Source organism: Bacillus sp. cl96 (assembly GCF_900100505.1).
Taxonomy (GTDB): Bacteria; Bacillota; Bacilli; order Bacillales; family Bacillaceae_G; genus Bacillus_A; species Bacillus_A cereus.
Genome location: NZ_FNDM01000011.1, coordinates 110,189 through 131,916, shown reverse-complemented (window position 1 = coordinate 131,916; position 21,728 = coordinate 110,189). Strand labels below are relative to the sequence as shown.

The window sequence follows — 21,728 nt, the reverse complement described above, 5'->3', positions numbered from 1 at the left end:
CTTTGACAAATACACCACCTTTTTCTATATATAGTTTTTTTTGCATAAAACTCTTTTTCCTAAGAAATATTACAAAGGGATGTATTTTAGATGGAACATTAATTTCTTAGGAGGAAAACCATGACGAAAATCTTCATTTTAGCATCAACACTCTCTTTATCTTTTTTTAGCGGTTTAAATATCGGTAATGCTACAACTGAAAATTTCCAACCATTAACAAACGCCATTGTACAAAATAGCGATCATTTTGCAGAAGGAAACTCAAAGGATAATAATATACCTCCAGGAAATAACGGTTCTCAGGACGATACTGGTTCTGGTGGCAATGGTTCCGGCGGTAACGGTTCTGGTGGCAGTGGCTCTGGTGGCAATGGTTCCGGCGGTAACGGTTCTGGTGACAACGGTTCCGGCGGTAACGGTTCTGGTGGTAGTGGCTCTGACGGCAGCGGTTCCGGTGGCAATGGTTCTGGTGGCAATGGTTCTGGCGGTAACGGTTCTGGCGGTAACGGTTCTGGCGACAGTGGCTCTGGTGGTAACGGTTCTGGTGGTAACGGTTCTGGTGGCAGTGGCTCTGGCGGCAATGGTTCCGGCGGTAACGGTTCTGGTGGCAGTGGCTCTGGTGGCAATGGTTCCGGTGGTAACGGTTCTGGTGGCAGTGGCTCTGGCGGCAATGGCTCCGGCAGTAACGGTTCTGGTGGCAATGGCTCTGGTGGCAATGGTTCTGGTGGCAACGGCTCTGGTGGCAACGGCTCTGGCGGTAACGGTTCCGGTGGTAACGGTTCTGGTGGCAATGGTTCTGGTGGCAATGGTTCCGGTGGTAACGGTTCTGGTGGCAATGGTTCTGGTGGCAATGGTTCTGGCGGTAACGGTTCTGGCGGCAATGGCTCTCAAGGCGGCAATCGTGTTAAAGGTGATAGCAGTTCTCAAGGGGGTAATGGCTCTCAAGGTGGCAATCGTGTTAAAGGCGATAGCAATTCTCAGGAGGGCAACGGTTCTCAAGGGGGTAATGTAAAAGATAATACGAAAAAACAAGGTGATAAATTACCTAATACTGCAACGCATTACCCTATATCTATTTTAATGGGGCTTTCAACATTCCTAATTGGTATGTTACTGTTTATTCGTCGTAAAAACGTAAAATAAGAACAACATCCTTCCATCTAAAAAGTACATGAAATACTGTATAAAACTAAAAAGGACTTTGGATTACATTTTATTATGCAGCCCAAAGTCCTTTTATCACCTATCAGAAAAAGTATTAATACGCTTTTCCCCAATACACCATTTGTTTAGCTTCTTTACCACAACAAATACATTCTTCAGCTAAATGCTCTTGCTCAAAAGGCATACAACGTGAAGATACGCCAAATTCTTCTTTTAGTTTTTCTTCACAAGCTAATTCCCCGCACCACATTGCCTTAATAAAGCCTTGCTTTTCATCAGCTATTTTTTTCATCTCTTCGAAATTTGTCGCAACATACGTATTCTCATCGCGAAATGCTTTTGCTTTATTAAATAAAGCAATATGAATTTCTTCAAGTAATGCTGGAATACGTTCTTCTAATTGATCCATTGGTACAAACTCTTTTTCCTTCGTATCTCTTCTTACAAGTACAACTTGATTCTTTTCAATATCTTTAGGGCCAACTTCTAATCGAATTGGAATCCCCTTCATTTCATACTCATTAAATTTCCAGCCTGGTGTTTTATTACTAGCATCTATTTTTACTCGTGCAACCTTTTGAATATGTGCTTGTAACTCTGTTGCTTTTGCTAAAACTCCTTCTTTATGCTGAGCAATTGGTACAATAACAACTTGTACTGGAGCGACTTTTGGTGGCATTACAAGTCCATTATTATCACTATGAACCATTATTAGCCCGCCTATCATTCTTGTTGATACACCCCAAGATGTTTGGTGCACATATTGCCACTTACCGTTACGATCTAAAAACTTAATATCAAATGCTTCTGAGAAATTCGTCCCAAAGTTATGAGAGGTTCCTGTTTGAAGTGCTTTTCCATCATGCATTAAACTTTCAATTGTATAAGTTGCCTTTGCTCCAGCAAACTTCTCTTTTTCTGTTTTTTGTCCTTTAATAACTGGTATTGCTAAATAATCCTCACAGAAAGAAGCATATAAGTTTAAAATATTTAATGTTTCAGCCTGCGATTCTTCTGCCGTTTCATGGATTGTATGACCCTCTTGCCATAAAAATTCAGTCGTACGAAGGAACGGCCTAGTTGTCTTCTCCCAACGAACTACTGAACACCACTGATTATATAACTTTGGCAAATCATTATAGGATTGCACAATTTTTGAAAAGTGCTCACAGAATAAAGTTTCAGATGTAGGACGTACACAAAGTCTTTCCGCTAACTTTTCATCTCCACCATGCGTAACCCATGCTACTTCAGGAGCAAATCCTTCAACATGATCCTTCTCTTTTTGCAATAAACTCTCTGGGATAAACATTGGCATATATACATTTTCATGGCCAGTTTCTTTTAACTTCTCATCCATCACCTTCTGCATATTCTCCCATAAGGCATAACCATACGGACGTAAAATCATGCATCCTTTTACACTTGAATAATCAACAAGTTCGGCTTTTTTTACAATATCGGTATACCACTGCGCAAAGTCCTCTTCCATCTTCGTAATGGCTTGCACTTGTTCTTTTGCCATAGTCAGTCTTCCTCCTTCTAGAAAATACAAAAAAGCCCGCGTCCCTAAATAGGGACCGAGCTTTGTCGGCGTTACCACCCTGATTCATGCACAAAAATTGCGCATGCTCTCTTTTTGATAACGGGAAATTCCCGCTGCATATGCAGAACTCAAAGGCAGGTTCCATATTGCCTTTTTAAGAATCTTTCAGCCTGACGGATTCTCTCTCTGCTAAAAAGGTTGAACATGTACTAGTCCTTTTTCATCGTTATAACGAAATAAATTTGTTGATTATCATAATACAAATTCTTTTTTAAAACAATAGCTAATTTTCTTATTTTTATATATTCTTTTCATTTTTTGCAGTTTTATACGTAGCTTTTCCGCGTAATTTTCACAAGTTGATGTGCAATCATACCGATAAGTGTACCAAGTAGGACGAAGAAACCAATAAATCCATATCCCATTCCTTCCCACCCACCAATAACAATCATTGTAACGGGAAAGGACGCTAAGCAAAGAAGTATTAAACTAAGTGCAAATATAATATCGAACTGTTTGTCTGGAAACCGTTTCTTTAGTAAATATGAAATAGCAAATACAAGGATAATCGTGATTCCGCCAATGATGTAAAAGATACCAAATCCATCTAACCAATCCATAGTGTTTCCTCCTTCCATAGATTCCCTTATACTTAATTATATGTTTAATTTTTCTGAAAATAAATAATGAATTTTCACATAAAAATATATTTTTATTACTAGGTATTAATAGTAATATATAAGAATAGGTTTTATATAATCAGGAGGGAACTTTATGGATAAAGCATTAACAAACCATGTCATTATTTTATCATTCGACTGTTTATCAGCTTTAGATTTTCCTATACTACAAAAACTACCTCATTTCCAATCTCTAATAAAAAAGGGCACGGTTGTCGAAAAAGTAGAACCAATTTATCCTTCTGTAACATATCCAAGCCACTCAACAATCGTAACCGGTAATTACCCTAACAAGCACGGTGTTGTTAGCAATACGTTACTTCAACCAGGGCGTGAATCACCTGATTGGCATTGGTACCGAAAATCAATAAAAGGAACAACATTGTATGATGAAGCGCGCAAAGCAAATTTAACGACAGCTGCCCTTCTATGGCCTGTTACTGGAAGAGCGAACATCGATTACAATTTACCAGAAATTTTTCCAAATAGACCTTGGCAAAATCAAGTGTTAGTTTCCTTATTTAGCGGTAGCCCACTATACCAATTAGATTTAAATCGTCGTTTCGGCCATATAAGAAATGGTTTATCACAACCAGAGCTGGATGATTTCGTCCTCGCCTCTGCTGTGCATACAATCCAGACGAAAAAGCCTAATATCATGTTCGTACATTTCACCGATCTAGACACACAAAGACACTATCACGGCTTTGAATCTAACGAAACAATAGCTGCTATCCAGAGACACGACGAACGTCTAGGGAAAATTATTCAAGCACTAAAAGAAAGTGACTTATACGAAGAAAGTACAATTATTGCCCTTGGTGATCATAGCGCTTTAAGTGAAAACAAATCCATACAATTAAATGTGCTATTCCATCAAAGAGGACTTATATCTCTTAATAAAAAAAGAAAATTAGTAGACTGGAAAGCCTATTGCCAAAGTTGCGACGGCTCTGCCTATGTATATGTAAAGGACAAAAATGATACGGATACAATTCGGGAGGTACAACTACTCCTTGAAGAGCTACTTCAAAATAAACAAAACGGAATTGAATTTATACTTCATGATGAAGCTGCGAAAGACTGCGGTGCAGACGGTAATTGTTTATTCATGTTAGAAGCACGAGAAGGGTATTATTTCACTGAAAACTATACAGGAGATTTTATAAAAGAAATTACCGAAAAAGATGTTACGCCTAGTAAAAAATATACATTTGGTACGCATGGATACTCTCCAACAAAACCTAACTATGAAACAATTTTTATCGCTGCTGGGAAAGGAATAAAAAGTGGCGTTACCGTCCCGTATATGAGACTTATTGATGAAGGTCCAACTATCGCTAGACTACTCGGTTTACACTTAGGTGAAACAGACGGAGCAATTGTAGAGGATTTACTCCAATTGTAAAGAACAGTGTATATATGTAAAAGTTATGTAAATTTCATCACTGTTTCTCTTTTTATAATTTTTATTTTTGTACACTGTTAGTAAAACAAATTTAAGGGGGAACATTATATGAAAAAAATGTCCAGACAAGAAAAAAGCTGGATATTATACGATTGGGCGAACTCCGTATACTCGCTCGTCATTACAACTGCATTATTTCCAATTTACTTTAAAGCAGCTGCAAAAGAAGCTGGACTATCTGGGGCAACTTCAACAGCATATTGGGGATATGCAAACTCATTCGCAACACTTTTAATTTCTATACTTGCTCCTATTCTTGGCACAGTTGCTGATTATAAAGGATTTAAAAAACGTTTTTTCACATTCTTCTTTGGACTCGGTATCGTATTTACAAGTATGTTAGCAGTCGTTCCAACCTCTCAGTGGTACTTATTGCTAGGGTGCTATATGCTCGCCTTAATCGGCTTTGCTGGAGCAAACATTTTCTATGATGCATTTTTAGTAGACGTCACTTCTGAAGATAGAATGGACCGAATTTCTACAAGAGGATTTGCATTAGGTTATATCGGGAGTACAATTCCTTTTATCGGTTGTATCGCTCTTATTATTCTTTCCCAAAAAGGAACTATTCCCTTATCGGTCGGCATTGCTAGTCAAATTTCCTTTGCAATAACAGCTCTTTGGTGGGGATTATTTACAATTCCAATGCTAAAAAACGTAGAGCAAACACACTATATTGAGCGTCATCCAAGACCTATTAGAATGAGCTTCAAACGTCTTGCTGATACTTTTAAAAATATTAAAGAATATAAAACTGTATTTATGTTTCTAATCGCTTACTTTTTCTATATTGACGGAGTCGACACAATTATTACTATGTCTACCGCTTACGGAACCGATCTCGGTATTAGTGCAACGAATCTATTAATTATATTATTTGTAACACAAATTGTCGCTTGTCCATTTGCTTTACTATACGGAAAATCATCTGAAACATTTACTGGTAAAAAAATGTTATATGTCGGTATCATTATTTATATCATTATTTGCACATATGCTTATTTTTTAAAAACGACACTTGATTTTTGGATTTTAGCAATGTTAGTTGCTACATCTCAAGGTGGTATTCAAGCACTAAGTCGTTCATACTTTGCAAAACTAGTACCTAAAGAATCTGCTAATGAATTCTTCGGATTTTATAATATATTTGGCAAGTTTGCCGCAATTATGGGTCCGGTATTAGTCGGTGTTACAACCCAATTAACAGGAAAAACAAACGCTGGTGTTCTTAGTATTATTGTTCTGTTTATTATCGGAGGATTTTTACTAACTAGAGTTCCAGAAAATAATACATCCGTTACACCACCTAGTCCAAAGACTAAAACGCTATAAGAAAAGATCCTCTTCTCATAAGAAGAGGATCTTTTTTATTTTTAAAGGTGCGACTTATAATGAACGACTCTACTGCTTGTACAAAAATAATTTATCAACAGTTGTTCCTAATACTTCAGCTAAACGGAATGCTAACGCTAAACTTGGATCATATTTATTATTCTCAATTGCATTTATCGTTTGTCTAGAAACCTTACATTTATCAGCTAATGCGCCTTGTGAAATATTATTTTCAGTGCGTAATTCATAGATTTGATTTTTCACACCATTGCTCCTAACCTGTAAAATCGTTTTTACAACATCAGTATATAATTGGCTCATATAGTTGTCAAAAGTTCCTCAAAGAAAAAGGGAGCAATATTGCTCCCTTACAATAGTTATTTCGAAGCTAACGAATTTGTTAGTGCCTCTTTATTAGCAACATCTTCTTTTTTTATTTGCATACGTAGAACTGGCCCTATCGCTAATAAAATAAGTGCCATTGCTATACAAAACACAGTAACTAGTGAAGTTAGTTCCTTTAATCCTCCAGCTAGTGAAGTTCCAATTAGCATTGCCCCCATAAACAGTGGTAAAATCGTCCCATTTACTCTTCCAACCATATTTTCTGGTACAAGTTGAATCATAAGCGTACCGACAACAATATTAACACAAGCTAAACAAATACCTGTTCCAAACCTCATGAAACTAGTAATCCAAAATGATGTAGATAGCCCTTCTACTAAAAATGACATTGCTAATATGCCCATACCGAATACAAACATTTTTTTCGGATTCACTTTTGAAGCGAAAATTGCAGCAACAATACCACCAATTAACATACCTATTCCATCAGCTGCAGCTAAATATTGAACTGCTTCCTTTTCCATTCCAAGGCGTTCTATTACAAGAAACACCTCTAATGGAGTTGTTAATCCAACAGCTAAGCCTATAATGGTGAAAGTGATCGTAATCATACGTAAATTTTTCGTATGAAGAACATACTTCCAACCTTCTTTTATATCATTTTTTAATGAATCTCTCGCCACTTGCTCTTTTTCAACCCATTTTGGTAAAAATGAAAGGGCGATAGCAGATAACAAAAATAAAATGATTAAGCTATATAGTGACGTAAATAAACCAAGTTGTGTATACACAAGCGATCCTACCACTGGTCCAAAAATTAGAAATAATGACTGTAATGTTTGGTTAAATGCAATCGCATTTGCTATCTCTTCTTCTTTTACATAGCGCTTAAATATACGCGAAGATGAGGGCTGAGAAAACTGACCTACAATCGCGGAAATGAGTGTTGCAAAAAATATAGCCTGCCAATAATCCAGCTTTAACAACAGGACAATTCCTATAATAGACAGTACACTCAACACATCTCCAGCGACCATTGTTCTTTTCGGATTCCAGCGATCAGCTAGCGCACCACCGATAAACGAGAAAATAAAAATAGGTGCATATTCCATAACTGATAACAAAGAAACAGAAACCGGATCATTATTCGTTCGCTCCATTATAAAATACAAAAGAGCCATATTTCTGATCCAAATTGCAAATTGTTGTAAAATATCAGACGCCATAACGAGCATAAATGCTCGGTTTTTAAATAAAGCGTTCATTTTCATTCCCCTTTCACAAACCGACCGTTCAGTCTAATTTATTTTGTAAGAAAAGCAACTGACCTATTATTCAGCTGCCATTCCTTTTAACAATACATCTATTGCCTTTTTATAAATACGCTTCAACTCTTTATAATCTAGCTCGTAGTAAAGTACTCCAAGCCCTGATAATAATCCATTCACAATATACATAAGATCACGAGTATTATCTTCACGGAACTCTCCAGACTGTATACCTGCTTCAATTAATTTCTCAAACATAACATATGATTCTCTAGTTAAAGCTAATAGTTCCTCCAAAATCTCTTTACTTACAACTTGACTCATAGAGAATTCCTCTATGGCATTTGAAATTGGTTGCTGTATGTCCTCTACATGATATTCCGCGAGACCATATAGTTTTTCAGTACTAGTGCTATACAACTTCTCTTTTTCATTCCATTTTTCAAGCCAATCATACGTATGCTGTTTCACTACAAATAAAAATAATTCTTCTTTACTTTTAAAGTGATAATAAATACTTCCTTTACTTCGCTCTGTAATTTCACAAATCTCTTCCATAGATGTAGCTGCGTAGCCCTTCTGTGAAAATAGACTTTCTGCTTTGTATGCAATTTCTTTCTTTATCTCTTCTGCGCTTCTTCTCATATTCACACCTCTTTAAACCGACCGTTCAGTCTAATGATAACAAATCAAAAACCTCTATCGCAAGAGGCTATATTCCTTATTTAAGAAAACGTACTTTCAAACCAAGTTCGAATCATATGTATTGTTCCAAATTTAAATGCTAATTTAACAAGAAATACGCCTCCCGCAGCTAATAAAAATAACACTACTTTCCCCTTATTTTTCACTTTCGGTTCCCTTTTCATTTCCATTCCCCTTAGTATGTTAAAAATATTAATCAAACGTTTGTTTAACTGTGTTTATGTATATGTAAGCCGACTAATCAAACGTTTGTTTAAAAAGAAATACGCCTATATAAGGCGCATTTTCATCAATCCCCACCGCCACCGCAGCTTCCTCCGCTATCTCCCCCAAAAGAGCCTCCACAATCATGTGAACCGCCATCATGCGAGCTATCATTATCCGATCCAGCAAAGAAAAATAATGGTGATGAGCTGTTAGATGAATTATGTATGTTATTTTGTTTCGCCAAGTTCACCTTCTTTTTGTTCGATCGAACTGCTGTTACGATTATTCCAACTACAACAAATAATAGTATGACAATAATAAATCCCATATAAAAGCCTCCCCTATTCCTCGAATAATTGAATGATTCTCTCTAGATTTTCAAGTGAAATGAAGCGTGATTCACGAAGAATTTCTTTTCCATTATGAAATAATAAAATTGTTGGCCCTGTAAATACTCCATATCGCCCCGCAATCTCTTGCATGTCTTGTAGTAATATTTCTATTTTCTCTACGTAATCATAATTCTCTAATACGCAATTTACTTTTCTTAGCATAACATCACAAACACCACAATTTTCCGTTTTAATAAACAGAAGTACCAATTGTTGTTCTTCGATATAGTTCGCTAATTCTTCTATCGTTTTAAATGTAGTCATCTTATCCCTCTTAGCGTAATTTACGAAATAATTTGCCTTGATACATACGAAAAGCTGAACTATCTTTAATCTTTCTCTTTTCCATTACCTGCTGAAAACGAAGAGTTTTTGCTGTTAACTCTTCTCGTAATTTCTTTCTCTCTTCTTCATCATAACAGCAAGCAATTAAATCCTCTATTTTTAATATATCTTTTTGTAGTTCCATTTCTGGTGGAATCATTCCCGCATTTTTTAAAATTTTATAACTCATTCTAAGTTCTGGAGGTACCATTGAAAGATCTTCTAATTGTAGTGGTTTTCCTTTTCCCGGAAGATAATCAAGATCACCATTCCGTATTGCTTGTCGAATTTTTTCTTCAGCAATGTTCAAAAACACATCCACACTATTCCCTCCTTTACATATTTTTACTATTATTTTACATGATATTTCCTTATCTTTCTACGTCTTTAATAATTGGCTCCATACAATTTTTTCTCAAATTTATTTATAATGAGCTTTTTCTTCCCATACCAATCTTTCGTTTTCATATATAGTTTGTATTCAAGCCTTTTTGTATTGAGAAAGTCTTTTTCAACTTAATAAAGCGTTTACACTAAATCTTACATTTGTTACGATTTAATCACCCCCAGCTCTCTTGTATAGACTTCGTGATGTCTGATCATTTTATCTAGACGTTTCATACGTCTAGATTCATTTTGGTTTATTGGCGTATGCCTTTAAATATATCTTTTATTTTGAAAGGAGAAATGGCTATGAGGTCTCAAAAATTCACACTGCTATTACTATCTCTACTACTTTTCTTACCTCTTTTTCTCACAAATTTTATTACTCCAAATCTCGCATTAGCAGATTCACCAAAGCAAAGTCAAAAAATTGTTGGGTACTTTCCTTCGTGGGGCGTTTACGGACGTAATTATCAAGTTGCTGACATTGATGCATCAAAGCTTACTCACCTTAACTATGCTTTCGCGGATATTTGTTGGAATGGAAAACATGGAAACCCTTCTACTCATCCTGATAATCCAAATAAACAAACGTGGAACTGTAAAGAATCTGGTGTACCATTGCAAAATAAAGAGGTTCCTAATGGTACTCTCGTACTCGGTGAACCATGGGCTGATGTTACCAAATCGTATCCTGGCTCAGGGACAACTTGGGAAGATTGCGATAAATATGCCCGTTGCGGAAATTTCGGGGAACTAAAACGATTAAAAGCTAAATATCCTCACTTAAAAACAATTATTTCCGTTGGTGGCTGGACTTGGTCTAACCGCTTTTCTGATATGGCCGCTGATGAAAAAACAAGAAAAGTATTTGCTGAATCTACAGTAGCTTTTCTTCGCGCATATGGGTTTGATGGCGTAGATTTAGACTGGGAATATCCGGGCGTTGAAACGATTCCTGGTGGTAGTTATCGTCCTGAAGATAAACAAAATTTCACTCTCCTTCTTCAAGATGTCCGAAATGCTTTGAATAAAGCAGGTGCTGAAGATGGCAAACAATATTTACTAACAATCGCTTCAGGCGCAAGCCAACGCTACGCTGATCATACAGAGCTAAAGAAAATTTCTCAAATACTCGATTGGATTAATATTATGACATATGATTTCCACGGCGGATGGGAAGCTACTTCTAATCATAATGCAGCTCTATATAAGGATCCAAATGACCCAGCAGCAAATACGAATTTTTACGTAGATGGTGCTATAAATGTTTATACAAATGAAGGTGTTCCAGTCGATAAACTAGTATTAGGCGTACCCTTTTACGGACGTGGCTGGAAAAGTTGTGGCAAAGAAAATAACGGACAATATCAACCTTGCAAACCAGGTAGTGATGGGAAACTTGCTTCTAAAGGTACTTGGGATGATTATTCTACCGGTGACACAGGTGTGTATGATTACGGTGATTTAGCAGCCAATTACGTTAATAAAAATGGTTTTGTACGCTACTGGAATGACACAGCTAAAGTACCTTATTTATATAATGCAACTACAGGCACATTTATTAGCTACGATGACAATGAATCTATGAAATACAAAACAGACTATATAAAGACGAAAGGTTTAAGTGGAGCAATGTTTTGGGAACTAAGCGGGGATTGCCGTACAAGTCCAAAATATAGTTGTAGTGGTCCAAAATTACTTGATACGCTAGTAAAAGAATTACTTGGTGGACCTATTAGTCAAAAAGATACTGAGCCACCAACGAATGTTAAAAATATTGTAGTTACGAATAAAAATTCAAACTCAGTTCAATTAAACTGGACTGCATCTACTGATAACGTAGGAGTTACGGAATATGAAATTACTGCTGGAGAAGAGAAATGGAGTACAACAACAAATAGCATTACAATTAAAAACTTAAAACCTAATACGGAATACACATTTTCAATAATTGCCAAAGATGCTGCTGGAAATAAATCACAACCTACCGCTCTTACTGTCAAAACGGATGAAGCTAATACGACACCTCCTGATGGAAATGGTACTGCTACATTTTCAGTCACTTCGAATTGGGGCAGCGGTTATAACTTCTCGATTATAATCAAAAATAATGGAACGACTCCTATTAAAAATTGGAAATTAGAATTTGATTATAGCGGTAATTTAACACAAGTTTGGGATTCTAAAATTAGTAGTAAAACAAATAATCATTATGTAATTACGAATGCAGGATGGAATGGTGAAATTCCTCCTGGTGGATCTATTACAATTGGCGGTGCAGGAACAGGTAATCCTGCCGAACTTTTAAATACCGTCATTAGCGAAAACTAGACGTAATATCCATTAATTAATTCACTAAAGTTTGAATTTAGGTTTGAGCAATACCTCCTAAATTCAAACTTTTAATTTTACGAAAAATCAAAAATATCATAATAACCTATTATAATTATATTTAATTTCTAATATGAAGTTTATATGAAGTTCATTTGAATTTTACATGAATTTCCTTTAATTTCTATTGTCTTCCTATAATATCCATATTATCCTTTACATAAAGGAATTATTTTCATTCCATTTTGAACTATCTATATATATAAAGAAAGATAGTCACCTGTTAGGGAAAGGCTTTCGTATTATAAATATAACAAAAGAAAAAGCACGCTTATAAGCGCACCATAAGAGTGCTTCTTCATACAATTCTCATGTAAGAGTTCTCGAAAATCATGTTAATCACAAAGAAAAGGCATTAGCTCCTAAAAGCTAATGCCTTTTCTTTATTCATATTGTTCAGTATTCCAATCTTCTATATTCCATACTTTTGTTATCCACGATTCATAGAAAGAAGGTTCATGTGAGACAATTAAAACCGTTCCTTTGTATTGTTGTAACGCTTCCTGTAAAGCCATCTTAGTTTCTACATCCAAATGATTAGTCGGTTCGTCTAAAATTAAAACATCAGCTTTTTCTATTTTTTCATATAAGGAGCTAACACACTTAAAATCTCTTCTTTATCCTTTTTTAATTCGAGTGATGTTAACATATCCATCGTTCTCGGCCTAGGTAATTTCACTTGTACCTCGCCAACTATTGACGCTGGTCTTTGAGATAAAATAAATACGCGATCTGAAAGCAAGATTGCCTCATCTAAGTCATGTGTCACCATAACGATTGTTTGCTTTTCTTGATGCCAAGAGTTTAAAAGCCAGCTATGTACTTCCATTTTTGTAAATGCATCTAATTTACCAAAAGGCTCATCCAGCAGCATAATTGGCTTTTCACATAAATATGTGCGCAGAAAACTAATTCTTTGACGCATACCACCAGATAATTCATCTGGATAATGGTCTGCATATTCATCTAGTTGGAACTGCTTTAATGCTTCCATTCCTTCTGTCAGCCTTTGTTTTTTCGGCTTTCCTTCAATTTCTAACGGAAGAACGATATTTTGCAAAGCTGATCGCCACGGTAGTAATAAATCTTGTTGTGGCATATAACTAACAACATCTTGCTCTTGTACTTGCTTATCGTTATACGTTACGTTCCCGCTTGTTGGTTTTTCAACATTTGCAATCATGTTTAATAATGTGCTTTTCCCGCAACCACTCGGTCCTACAAAGGAAACAAACTCTCCCTCTTGTATAGAGGCACTAATATTCTCTAATACATTCTTTCCGTCAAAAGATTTCACTATATTTTTTATTTGTAATCCGCTCATTTTTCACTTGGAAGGAATTCATTTGTAAAAGCATCTTTTACATCGATTTTCTTTTTAATAACTTTGTTGTCATATAAGAAATTCATGTAATTCGTCCAAATTTCTTCCTTCTGTACTCCCCATGCTTTAGCATCATCTTGATACTTCGTACTTAACCATTTTTGGCTTTCTTGAACTAAATCTTTATTTACATCTGGAACAGCTTTAATTAAAATATCAGCAGCCTCTTTCGGTTCCTTAATTGCAAAATTATAACCTTCTGTCGTTGCACTCATAAACTTTTTCACAAAGTCTTTATCTTGCTTCGTATGTTTTTCACTCGTAATAATAACAGGACTATAGAAATCAAGCGCTGGATCTAAGTCCTTCACCATAATCGTATTTAACTCTTTTCCTTGGCGCTTCGCTTCAATACCATCCCAACCGTAATAAATCCATTCGAAATCTGCATCACGACCGATTGATTTAAAGAAATCTGTTTGTCCTAAGATGATTTTTTCAACTTTATTAAAATCAGCTTGATGTTTATCCATAATCGTCTTTAATGTCGCTTCTTCCGCTGGTCCTCCCCAGCCGCCGTAACGTTTACCTTCAAAATCTTTCGGTGACGTCATATTATCTTTCTTAAGCGATGCAAACGCTGAAGTGTTATGCTGAATAATCGCTCCTACAGATACAACAGGAATTCCTTCCACACGAGCTAACGTTACATTTTCTTGTGCGCTTATTGCGAAGTCTGCTTTTCCTGATGCTATCATTTGCTCTGCTGTTACATTGTCACCTGGTTGAATAATTTCTACATCTAATCCTTGCTTTTTGTAATAATCTTTCGTTTGCGCTACATACAAGCCAGTATGATTCGTATTTGGAAACCAATCTAATACTACTTTTACTTTTTGATCTTTACTTGCACTTTCTTCTTTCTTTGCCGGATTACATCCAGCCACACCTACCGCTACTAAGGCAGCTAACATAACTTTCAAACCTTTTTTCATTTTCTGCCGTCCTTTCTATATATCCATGGTGCTGTTATTCTTGCCATAAACTCTACGATAAAATACAGGCATAATGTCACCATAACGATGATTGCTGCAACACCAAATACTCGGGCAGTCAAAAAGGATTTTGTAGCCCTCGTAAGCATAACGCCTAATCCTTCACTTGCACCGAGCCATTCTCCGATAATTGCCCCCATTACGCTATATGTAACTGCAATTTTTAAACCTGAGAAAAAGTATGGAAGCACTGCTGGAAATTTTACTTTCTGGTAAACTTGCCATTTTGTCGCCTTCATTGTTTGTAACAGTTTCAACATGTTTTTATCTACTGTTTGAAAACCTTCTAAAATACTAAGCGCAATTGGGAAGAAACAAACGAGTATTACGACCATTACTTTCGGCAACATCCCATATCCAAACCAAATAATAAATAGCGGTGCAAGTACAACAATTGGAATTGTTTGCGAAATAACGAGCAATGGATTTATTAAAATACGAAATAACGGTATAACGTCCATAATAATTGCGATGCTCGTCCCCAATAAAATTGCAAAGAATAGTCCAATTATAACTTCCTGCAGTGTTTGCATCGTATTTGGTAATAGTAAATCTTTCATCCCAATTAATTCTTGAACAATGGCAGAAGGCTTTGGTAAAATCCACGGTTCGATTTTAAATAATGAAACAGATCCTTCCCATATCGCAATGAGAAGGATAAGCCAAATAGTTGTAATAAGTTTAGATTGCTTCTGGTTTTGCATATTCATCACGGTACTTCCAAACCTTTTCATCTATCGTTACACCAGTGCTTGGACGATAATGGATTTTAATAGAAGTAATCACTTCTTCTGCTCCAGCATCGACGCAAGCTTGTTGCGCACGTTTAACGACATCAAGAAGTACATCTAATTCTCCTTCCAAAGTTGTTTCCATTGCCCCTACTTCATAACGAACTCCCGATTGTTGCACAACTTCAATTGCTTTATCGACAACAGAATATACATCTTTCGTTTTTGCTTGTGGTACTACTGAAAATGACATTGTAACTTGTTGTGACATAATAAAATCCCCCTTATAAAAATAAATTTCAAAAATAAGAAAAGGCTTTCCTACTGCGTAGGAAAGCCTTGTATGCAAGTTATTACAGAATAACATATGCTACATCACTTTAAGTAACTCCCTACGCTGGCATTATCCAGATCAGGTTGAGGGTCGATGTTTACTTACATCCTCTCAGCCAATTGGCTCCCCGGTCCTTAATTCGTTTTCATTGTAGCATGATTTATTTTATTGAACAAACAAAAGCATGCATAATCATTTCATTATTTTTGGAAAATAACCAACTTTTTCACCATGAGCTAATAACTGCTGAATAAATTCTTTATTAATTGCTGGTACTATCAATTCTTTTTTCTTAATCCATTTATTCGTTCTACGCGTACCCATTACAATTTCAGATTGCTGCGCTCCATCTCCTGCAACTTGAGAAGCAATTAACTCTGCTATTACTTCATTTCCCTTCGCTAATGCAAGTCCGGTATTTACATATTCTGAAAGTGGAACCATTTCAAGATTGTATCCACACTCTCCAATTAGCTGTATAAATTGTTCAAACTCAATTTGATGTGGATGACAAATATGTAACGTCTCTCCTATAATTTGCGCATCTTGCAAATACGATACAATTGATTTACTAGCAAAATCAATTGGTGTGAAATCAACTTTCCACTTCACATTTGGTGCTTTCCCAATTAATAGCATTGTTTTAATAAGACGATAAAATGCGTTTCCTTCAATATTTTGTTGGAACGAACCTGTTTCTGAATGACATGCTAAATTACCTGCACGATAAATATTTCCACGCAAACCATTTTTCATTGCTTCACGAACAATGTTTTCCGCTTGTAGTTTACTATTTGAATATACATTCTCTAAGTCTACACTGTAATTAAAATCACCAGTTTTCATGTATGTATCCCATTGATCTACCGCTAATTCTAACGGGATACCAATTGTAGAAATAAAATGGAATGTAGCACCTTTCTCCGCTAATGTTAGCATACGGCTAGTTCCTTGGACATTTATATTTTCAAATTGTTTTACATCTCCAAAATGTCTTACATCTGCACCGCAATGAATTATCGTATCCATCTTAGAACTGATGAACATAAATTCTTCTTCGCTCATCCCAAGATACTCTTCTCCAAGATCACCAGCTACGGCCTGTATACGCTGTAACCATTCTTCACATATATCATTAAAGTAGCCTGTTAATGTATCTATAATTCTTTGCTGCACATCTTTAGTTGGTCTTACTAAACAATAAATAGTAGCAGATGTATCTCTCAACAATTCATATAATATGTGTGATCCTAAATAACCAGTAGCTCCTGTTAAAAAGACATTTGAAATCTGGTTTTCTTCCAAAACGTTTGCATACGTGATAGTATCTGGTTCGTGAATCACTTTATATTCACGAAATACTTCTTCTTTCTCTACTTTTACTTCTCGCTCAATTCGAGCTAATCCATATATCGTTCTTTCTTTAAAGAAATCTTGAATTGTTAAATGTGAGAAATCTTCTTTTAACAATGTTAAGACTCGTAATACTTTTAATGAATGTCCACCAATTGTAAAGAAATCATCATGCACTCCAACTTTTGAAATTCCTAATACTTCCGCCCAGGCGTTCGCTATTTGTTTTTCTGCTTTATTAGAAGGTGCAACATATTCTTGTAGCCGAACCGGTTCATACTTTTCTTCTAACTGAGCTAACTTCTTAACATCAATCTTTTTATTAGGTGTAAGTGGTAATTCATTAATATAAATTAGTTTAGATGGCACCATATAATCTGGTAATTGCTCTTGTAACTGATAAACTAATTCTGGTATTTCTTTTTTATTTAAAGTTGTATAGAACGCGATTAAATATTGGCTACCTTCCTTACTCTTCTTAGCAAAAACAGCATTTTCTTTTATATTATGATTTTGAGAAATTTTACTTTGGATTTCGCCTAGTTCAATACGATGTCCTCTAATTTTTACTTGATCATCTTTCCGATGTAAAAACTCTATATTTCCATCCTCTAGCAACTTAACGATATCACCTGTTTTATATATATTAACTATAGGATTAAAAGGGTTCGGAATAAAAGCTTCAATTGTTTTATTAGGCTTATTAAAATACCCTTTTGCTAATCCCACTGAATCTATATATAATTCACCAGGTACACCAATTGGACAAAGATTCATATTCTCATCCAAAATCATAACTTGATAATTAGCACATGGTTTACCAATGGGAATACTCGCAACATCCTCATTTAACTGACTAGGTATTTTATAGGTTGTCGTCACTACAGTACATTCTGTCGGTCCGTATACATTATGAATTTCAACATTTGTACCTATTCTTTCTCTCCACAATTTAATAACCTCTACAGGCAACATTTCACCGCCAATCGCAATTCTTTTTAGGGAAGCTAGCTTATATATATCTTCTTCTGCTAAATAAGTTGCTACTTGTCGAACAAAAATTGTTGCTAATGCCAAGATTGAAGTTGCTTTCACTTTATAGATTGCATTTGCAAATGCTTCTACAGACAATCGCTCTTCCTCTAATAGTACATATAAGTTTCCTCCACAGAATAAAGAAGCAAATGACTCCCATACAGAAGCATCGAAACTAAAGGAAGGAAATTGGGCAAATACATCCTCTTCTGTCAATTCATATTGCTTTTTCATCCAAGTATACAGATTAACAACGCCTCTATGAGCTAACATCGTTCCCTTTGGATTCCCTGTTGAACCAGATGTATAAATCATATAAGCTACATCATCACAATGAATAGACAACTTTACATCTGTATCTTCATAAGTTTCACTATCATACATTGAAACTGTTTGAACCCCATCACATGTTATAGGCGTCTCTTTCATCAATATAACTTTCGCTTGGCTATCTTGAATAATGTACTGTATTCTACTTTCCGGATAATCTGGATCAATCGGAACATACGCTGCACCAGCTTTTAATATAGCTACCATACTTACTACTGTGTCTATGCTACGTTTCATAAATATTCCAACATAGTCTCCTAATTGGACGCCGTTTTTAATTAACATATGAGCTATTTGATTACTTTTTTTATTTAGCTCCTCATAAGTTAAAGTACCTTCCCTTGAAGATAAAGCTATACGATTTGGAAATTGAGTAACAGTATTATAGAACATATCGACGATACTTTTCTCAGGATATACTGCTGTCGTATCATTCACTTGACTATAAAGTGCCATCTCGGCCTCTGTAATAACATTAAAATTATTTATATGATTATTATTATTTTGTAATTTATTAATTAAAACACCTTGTATTTGTTGTGCATAACGAGTAATTGTTGTCTCTTTCCAATTAACACTATTAAATATTATTTCTACACTTTGCATATTTTTACTAAATACAAATTGTAATGTATTCGTGTCTTTTAGCTCATAATATGTTTCACCAATAATAATAGGTGACATTTCATATAACGTATTACCGTTTTGAAACTCTTCTATTTCTTCCTCATTCATTTCTTTAATTTGCTCCAGTTGCTCTTCAATTTGTAAATTTAAACTTTCATAGGAGAGAAAATTAGAAACTTCAATAGTAATCGGAAATAAACTTCCTCTTACATGATAAAGCACGACAATATGTTTTTCTTTAGAAATATGATATAACCACGTTGCAGTCGCTCCTATTAAATCTACAATGTGAGTCAAATTTGAAAACAGTTCCGTTTTCCTTTTTATCCTAAGTTCTGTTCCTTGCACATCTTTAGGTATTTTAATACTTCCTTCTACTTTTCCTAAAAATTCTTTTACCATCTCACTATAAGAAATTGCTAATTTCATATTTATGTAAATTCCTCTCTTAAATATAATAAAGGTGTGAAAATTCACACCTTTTTTATCCCTTATTAAAGGGCAGATTCGTTCAATTCATAATCAGTAGCGGAGATACCCCCTTGATTAGAATTGAACTTTCTCCTTATTCGCTTTTAAACTCACCAATAAGCTCTTGTAATTCCTGAGAGAGCCAACTTAAAGAAGTCGCTAATTCTGCAATATCTTGTACTGATATTTCTTGCTCTTTCATGCTTTCTTCAACATTACTACTGCTGTTGGCATAAGTATTTGCAATATGTGATAATTCATTTACGACTTGAACGATATTCTGGCTATTTTGTAAAATATCACTCGAATTACCCGAAACAGCTTTTACTTGATCTGTAACAGATTGCGCTGATTTGGAGATTTTTTCGAAGAAATCTCCACTACTTTGAACAAGTGAAATTCCAGTTTCTACTTCTTTTGAACCTTTTTGCATGGAAACTACAGCATCTTCTGTCTCAGCTTGTGTTTCACCAATTAATTTCGCTATATCTTTTGCAGACGCTTCAGTTTGTTCTGCTAATTTTCGTACTTCATCAGCAACAACTGCAAACCCTCTTCCAGCTGCTCCAGCACGTGAAGCCTCAATAGAAGCATTTAAAGCTAATAAATTTGTTTGATTTGAAATACCCGTAATTACAGTTACGATATCACTAATTTCTTTTGACCTTGTTTCTAACGAATAAATGATGGAAGATAAATCTTGTACTGCATTTTGAATTAAACTCATTTGATTAATAATTTGTCCAATCACTTCATTACCTTCAATTGAATGTTGCTCCATACCTTCAGAAGCAACCGCAACTTGTTTCGCAGCCCCAGTTATCTCTTCTACCTTATCTTCCATTCCATGTACAATCCCTAAACATTGTTGTACTGAAGTTTTTTGAGACTGTGCCCCTACTCTTAAACCTTCAATAGAACTTGCAATCTCTTGAACTGCCATGCTGTTTTCCTCTGTACTCGCCGACAATTCTTGTGAAGAAGAAGAAACTTGCTCAGCAGTTTGCCTTACTTTATCTATAATCCCTTTAAACTTTTCAATCGTGTTATTGAAATAAACATTAATAATTCCAATATCATCTGGTCTTTCTTTTAATTTAATACTCAAGTCACCTTCACCAATTTTACGTAACCCTTCTCGTAAATCTTTTAATGGAGCTAGCGAGTGACGCACGATAAAGAATTGAGTAATAGTCGCAATTGCTAATGAAATAATGATAAAGAGTAAACCCTGTATCATAAACTTCTCTTTTGTAATAGGAACAATGGAAGCATCTAAGTCAGCGGCAACAATTGCAATAATATTGTTTTCTCCATCTGTAATTGGTTCTAATATTGTCACCCACGAACCTATTTCATCTTCATATACTTCTGTCATTTGAGCCTTTTTCGTATCAATCACTTTATCGTATGCCTTCATCCAATGAGCGGGTTGTTCATAATAATCTCCCGGCTTTATAGGAAACGCATTTGTTAACTCTGTAGTCAAACCAACGAGTTGTAATTCTCGCTTTTCATTCGGCTTTGCTCCTGTAACATACGTTTGTCCAACGCTTTTCAATTCTTTTGATACTTCATCTAATTTCTCTGTTAACTTTTCTTTTTTCACTTTTTCGGCTGTAGGATCTTTCGCCATGTCTCTAACTAATTCTACATCCAGTTTTTTCAATACTATTTCTCCTGTTTCAATAGACTGCCTTTCAAATAAAGACATCATACTATTTTGAAACATATTGAAACTTAATGCACCCATACTTCCAACAAGTGTCAAAATAACTAATACGGTTAATAAGACGTTCTTTTGAAGGAACGATAACTTATGCCAATATTTTTTCATTAATATCCACCTTCCTTAATCAACACAAACAAAAAAACAAAATATATGGATATTTTGTTTGAAAATGTTTCTCAATATGTTCGAGAATAAAAAAAAGCCAATGTAAAAGCATTGGCCAAGACCAACCCTATCCGTCCGGTAACTGGCTAGCGTAGCCTTTCGACCTTAGCTCCTGTAGTTTTGCGTCCTCATGTTTCCATCAGTTTGCCTTTCTCGCTGAACGAGTTGAACGATATGGGAGTTCTATGAGAATTAATTTATTCTCTTTCAAAGATTACAACATATAAATCAAAATGTCTACTTATTTAGAGATATAAATACAAATTTTTAATGCATTGCTTTTTCGAAATAATTTCAAAAAGTACGTGAATGTTACTTTTTTTGTGTTATATAATAAAAAATGTATAAATAACAAGGATTTC

Annotated in this window: 19 protein-coding genes, 1 pseudogene, 2 riboswitches and 1 other annotated feature; of the genes and pseudogenes, 4 read left to right on the top strand and 16 right to left on the bottom strand. The window is 35.2% G+C overall.

Features of this window, described 5'->3' with window-relative positions:
- Positions 1 to 120 precede the first annotated feature (120 nt).
- Complete coding sequence (locus BLT20_RS31135) at positions 121 to 1,143, top strand: LPXTG cell wall anchor domain-containing protein (protein WP_090782848.1); 1,023 nt, start codon at positions 121 to 123, stop codon at positions 1,141 to 1,143.
- 115 nt (positions 1,144 to 1,258) lie between these two features.
- Here the strand turns inward: BLT20_RS31135 and proS are convergent, their stop codons facing one another.
- Positions 1,259 to 2,689, bottom strand: coding sequence for a proline--tRNA ligase (gene proS / locus BLT20_RS22010; RefSeq protein WP_001040975.1), 1,431 nt, complete (start codon positions 2,687 to 2,689; stop codon positions 1,259 to 1,261).
- A gap of 47 nt (positions 2,690 to 2,736) precedes the next feature.
- Positions 2,737 to 2,943, bottom strand: a binding site (T-box leader).
- A 93-nt stretch (positions 2,944 to 3,036) separates the two neighbouring features.
- The gene (locus tag BLT20_RS22005) at positions 3,037 to 3,330 is read right to left on the bottom strand and encodes a YesK-like family protein (protein ID WP_000383850.1); all 294 of its coding nucleotides are present in this window, start codon (positions 3,328 to 3,330) and stop codon (positions 3,037 to 3,039) included.
- 154 nt (positions 3,331 to 3,484) lie between these two features.
- On the opposite strand from BLT20_RS22005, the gene BLT20_RS22000 reads away from it, so the two are divergent.
- The gene (locus BLT20_RS22000) at positions 3,485 to 4,798 is read left to right on the top strand and encodes an alkaline phosphatase family protein (protein WP_000356410.1); all 1,314 of its coding nucleotides are present in this window, start codon (positions 3,485 to 3,487) and stop codon (positions 4,796 to 4,798) included.
- A 108-nt stretch (positions 4,799 to 4,906) separates the two neighbouring features.
- Positions 4,907 to 6,190 carry an MFS transporter gene (locus BLT20_RS21995; protein WP_000738813.1) on the top strand — a complete coding sequence of 428 codons (1,284 nt, stop codon included), beginning with the start codon at positions 4,907 to 4,909 and terminating at the stop codon, positions 6,188 to 6,190.
- 69 nt (positions 6,191 to 6,259) lie between these two features.
- Here the strand turns inward: BLT20_RS21995 and BLT20_RS21990 are convergent, their stop codons facing one another.
- From BLT20_RS21990 to BLT20_RS21960, 7 genes are all read right to left on the bottom strand, one after another.
- Entirely contained in the window at positions 6,260 to 6,511 is a 252-nt protein-coding gene (locus BLT20_RS21990) for a helix-turn-helix transcriptional regulator (protein ID WP_002023181.1), read from the bottom strand.
- A gap of 56 nt (positions 6,512 to 6,567) precedes the next feature.
- Complete coding sequence (locus tag BLT20_RS21985; RefSeq protein WP_000992547.1) at positions 6,568 to 7,800, bottom strand: MFS transporter; 1,233 nt, start codon at positions 7,798 to 7,800, stop codon at positions 6,568 to 6,570.
- A gap of 66 nt (positions 7,801 to 7,866) precedes the next feature.
- Positions 7,867 to 8,448: a TetR/AcrR family transcriptional regulator gene (locus BLT20_RS21980; protein WP_001254439.1), complete on the bottom strand. Its 582-nt coding sequence runs from the start codon at positions 8,446 to 8,448 to the stop codon at positions 7,867 to 7,869.
- 80 nt (positions 8,449 to 8,528) lie between these two features.
- Positions 8,529 to 8,672 carry a hypothetical protein gene (locus tag BLT20_RS21975; protein WP_000817981.1) on the bottom strand — a complete coding sequence of 48 codons (144 nt, stop codon included), beginning with the start codon at positions 8,670 to 8,672 and terminating at the stop codon, positions 8,529 to 8,531.
- Between the two features lie 125 nt (positions 8,673 to 8,797).
- Positions 8,798 to 9,043, bottom strand: a complete 246-nt coding sequence (locus tag BLT20_RS21970) for a hypothetical protein (RefSeq protein ID WP_000505774.1) — start codon at positions 9,041 to 9,043, stop codon at positions 8,798 to 8,800.
- 13 nt (positions 9,044 to 9,056) lie between these two features.
- The gene (locus BLT20_RS21965) at positions 9,057 to 9,371 is read right to left on the bottom strand and encodes a thioredoxin family protein (protein WP_000206514.1); all 315 of its coding nucleotides are present in this window, start codon (positions 9,369 to 9,371) and stop codon (positions 9,057 to 9,059) included.
- 10 nt (positions 9,372 to 9,381) lie between these two features.
- Positions 9,382 to 9,753 carry a DnaJ family domain-containing protein gene (locus BLT20_RS21960; protein ID WP_000382376.1) on the bottom strand — a complete coding sequence of 124 codons (372 nt, stop codon included), beginning with the start codon at positions 9,751 to 9,753 and terminating at the stop codon, positions 9,382 to 9,384.
- Between the two features lie 371 nt (positions 9,754 to 10,124).
- Between BLT20_RS21960 and BLT20_RS21950 the strand changes: the two genes are divergently transcribed.
- The gene (locus BLT20_RS21950) at positions 10,125 to 12,149 is read left to right on the top strand and encodes a glycosyl hydrolase family 18 protein (RefSeq protein ID WP_001257485.1); all 2,025 of its coding nucleotides are present in this window, start codon (positions 10,125 to 10,127) and stop codon (positions 12,147 to 12,149) included.
- 443 nt (positions 12,150 to 12,592) lie between these two features.
- On the opposite strand, the pseudogene BLT20_RS21945 reads toward BLT20_RS21950, so the two are convergent.
- From BLT20_RS21945 to BLT20_RS21915, 7 genes and pseudogenes are all read right to left on the bottom strand, one after another.
- Positions 12,593 to 12,787 (bottom strand): annotated as a pseudogene (locus tag BLT20_RS21945) (ABC transporter ATP-binding protein); the annotation flags it as partial.
- On the bottom strand, positions 12,784 to 13,533 hold the full coding sequence (locus BLT20_RS21940; protein WP_000016088.1) for an ABC transporter ATP-binding protein: 750 nt from the start codon (positions 13,531 to 13,533) through the stop codon (positions 12,784 to 12,786). The gene BLT20_RS21940 and the pseudogene BLT20_RS21945, both read right to left, overlap by 4 nt.
- Positions 13,530 to 14,528 (bottom strand): ABC transporter substrate-binding protein, encoded by a 999-nt coding sequence (locus tag BLT20_RS21935; RefSeq protein WP_000715573.1) that lies wholly within the window; start codon positions 14,526 to 14,528, stop codon positions 13,530 to 13,532. Before BLT20_RS21935 ends, BLT20_RS21940 begins: the two co-directional genes overlap by 4 nt.
- A complete protein-coding gene (locus tag BLT20_RS21930; RefSeq protein ID WP_001057166.1) occupies positions 14,525 to 15,298 on the bottom strand; it encodes an ABC transporter permease in 774 nt (257 codons plus the stop codon). Before BLT20_RS21930 ends, BLT20_RS21935 begins: the two co-directional genes overlap by 4 nt.
- Positions 15,270 to 15,590 (bottom strand): MTH1187 family thiamine-binding protein, encoded by a 321-nt coding sequence (locus BLT20_RS21925; RefSeq protein ID WP_000082906.1) that lies wholly within the window; start codon positions 15,588 to 15,590, stop codon positions 15,270 to 15,272. The genes BLT20_RS21930 and BLT20_RS21925 overlap by 29 nt, the downstream gene beginning before the upstream one ends.
- A gap of 101 nt (positions 15,591 to 15,691) precedes the next feature.
- A riboswitch (TPP riboswitch) is annotated at positions 15,692 to 15,793 on the bottom strand.
- A 52-nt stretch (positions 15,794 to 15,845) separates the two neighbouring features.
- Positions 15,846 to 19,427, bottom strand: coding sequence for a non-ribosomal peptide synthetase family protein (locus BLT20_RS21920; RefSeq protein ID WP_000761484.1), 3,582 nt, complete (start codon positions 19,425 to 19,427; stop codon positions 15,846 to 15,848).
- A 136-nt stretch (positions 19,428 to 19,563) separates the two neighbouring features.
- Positions 19,564 to 21,306 carry a methyl-accepting chemotaxis protein gene (locus BLT20_RS21915; protein WP_000761079.1) on the bottom strand — a complete coding sequence of 581 codons (1,743 nt, stop codon included), beginning with the start codon at positions 21,304 to 21,306 and terminating at the stop codon, positions 19,564 to 19,566.
- A 134-nt stretch (positions 21,307 to 21,440) separates the two neighbouring features.
- Positions 21,441 to 21,525: riboswitch (cyclic di-GMP riboswitch) on the bottom strand.
- Between the last annotated feature and the right edge of the window lie 203 nt (positions 21,526 to 21,728).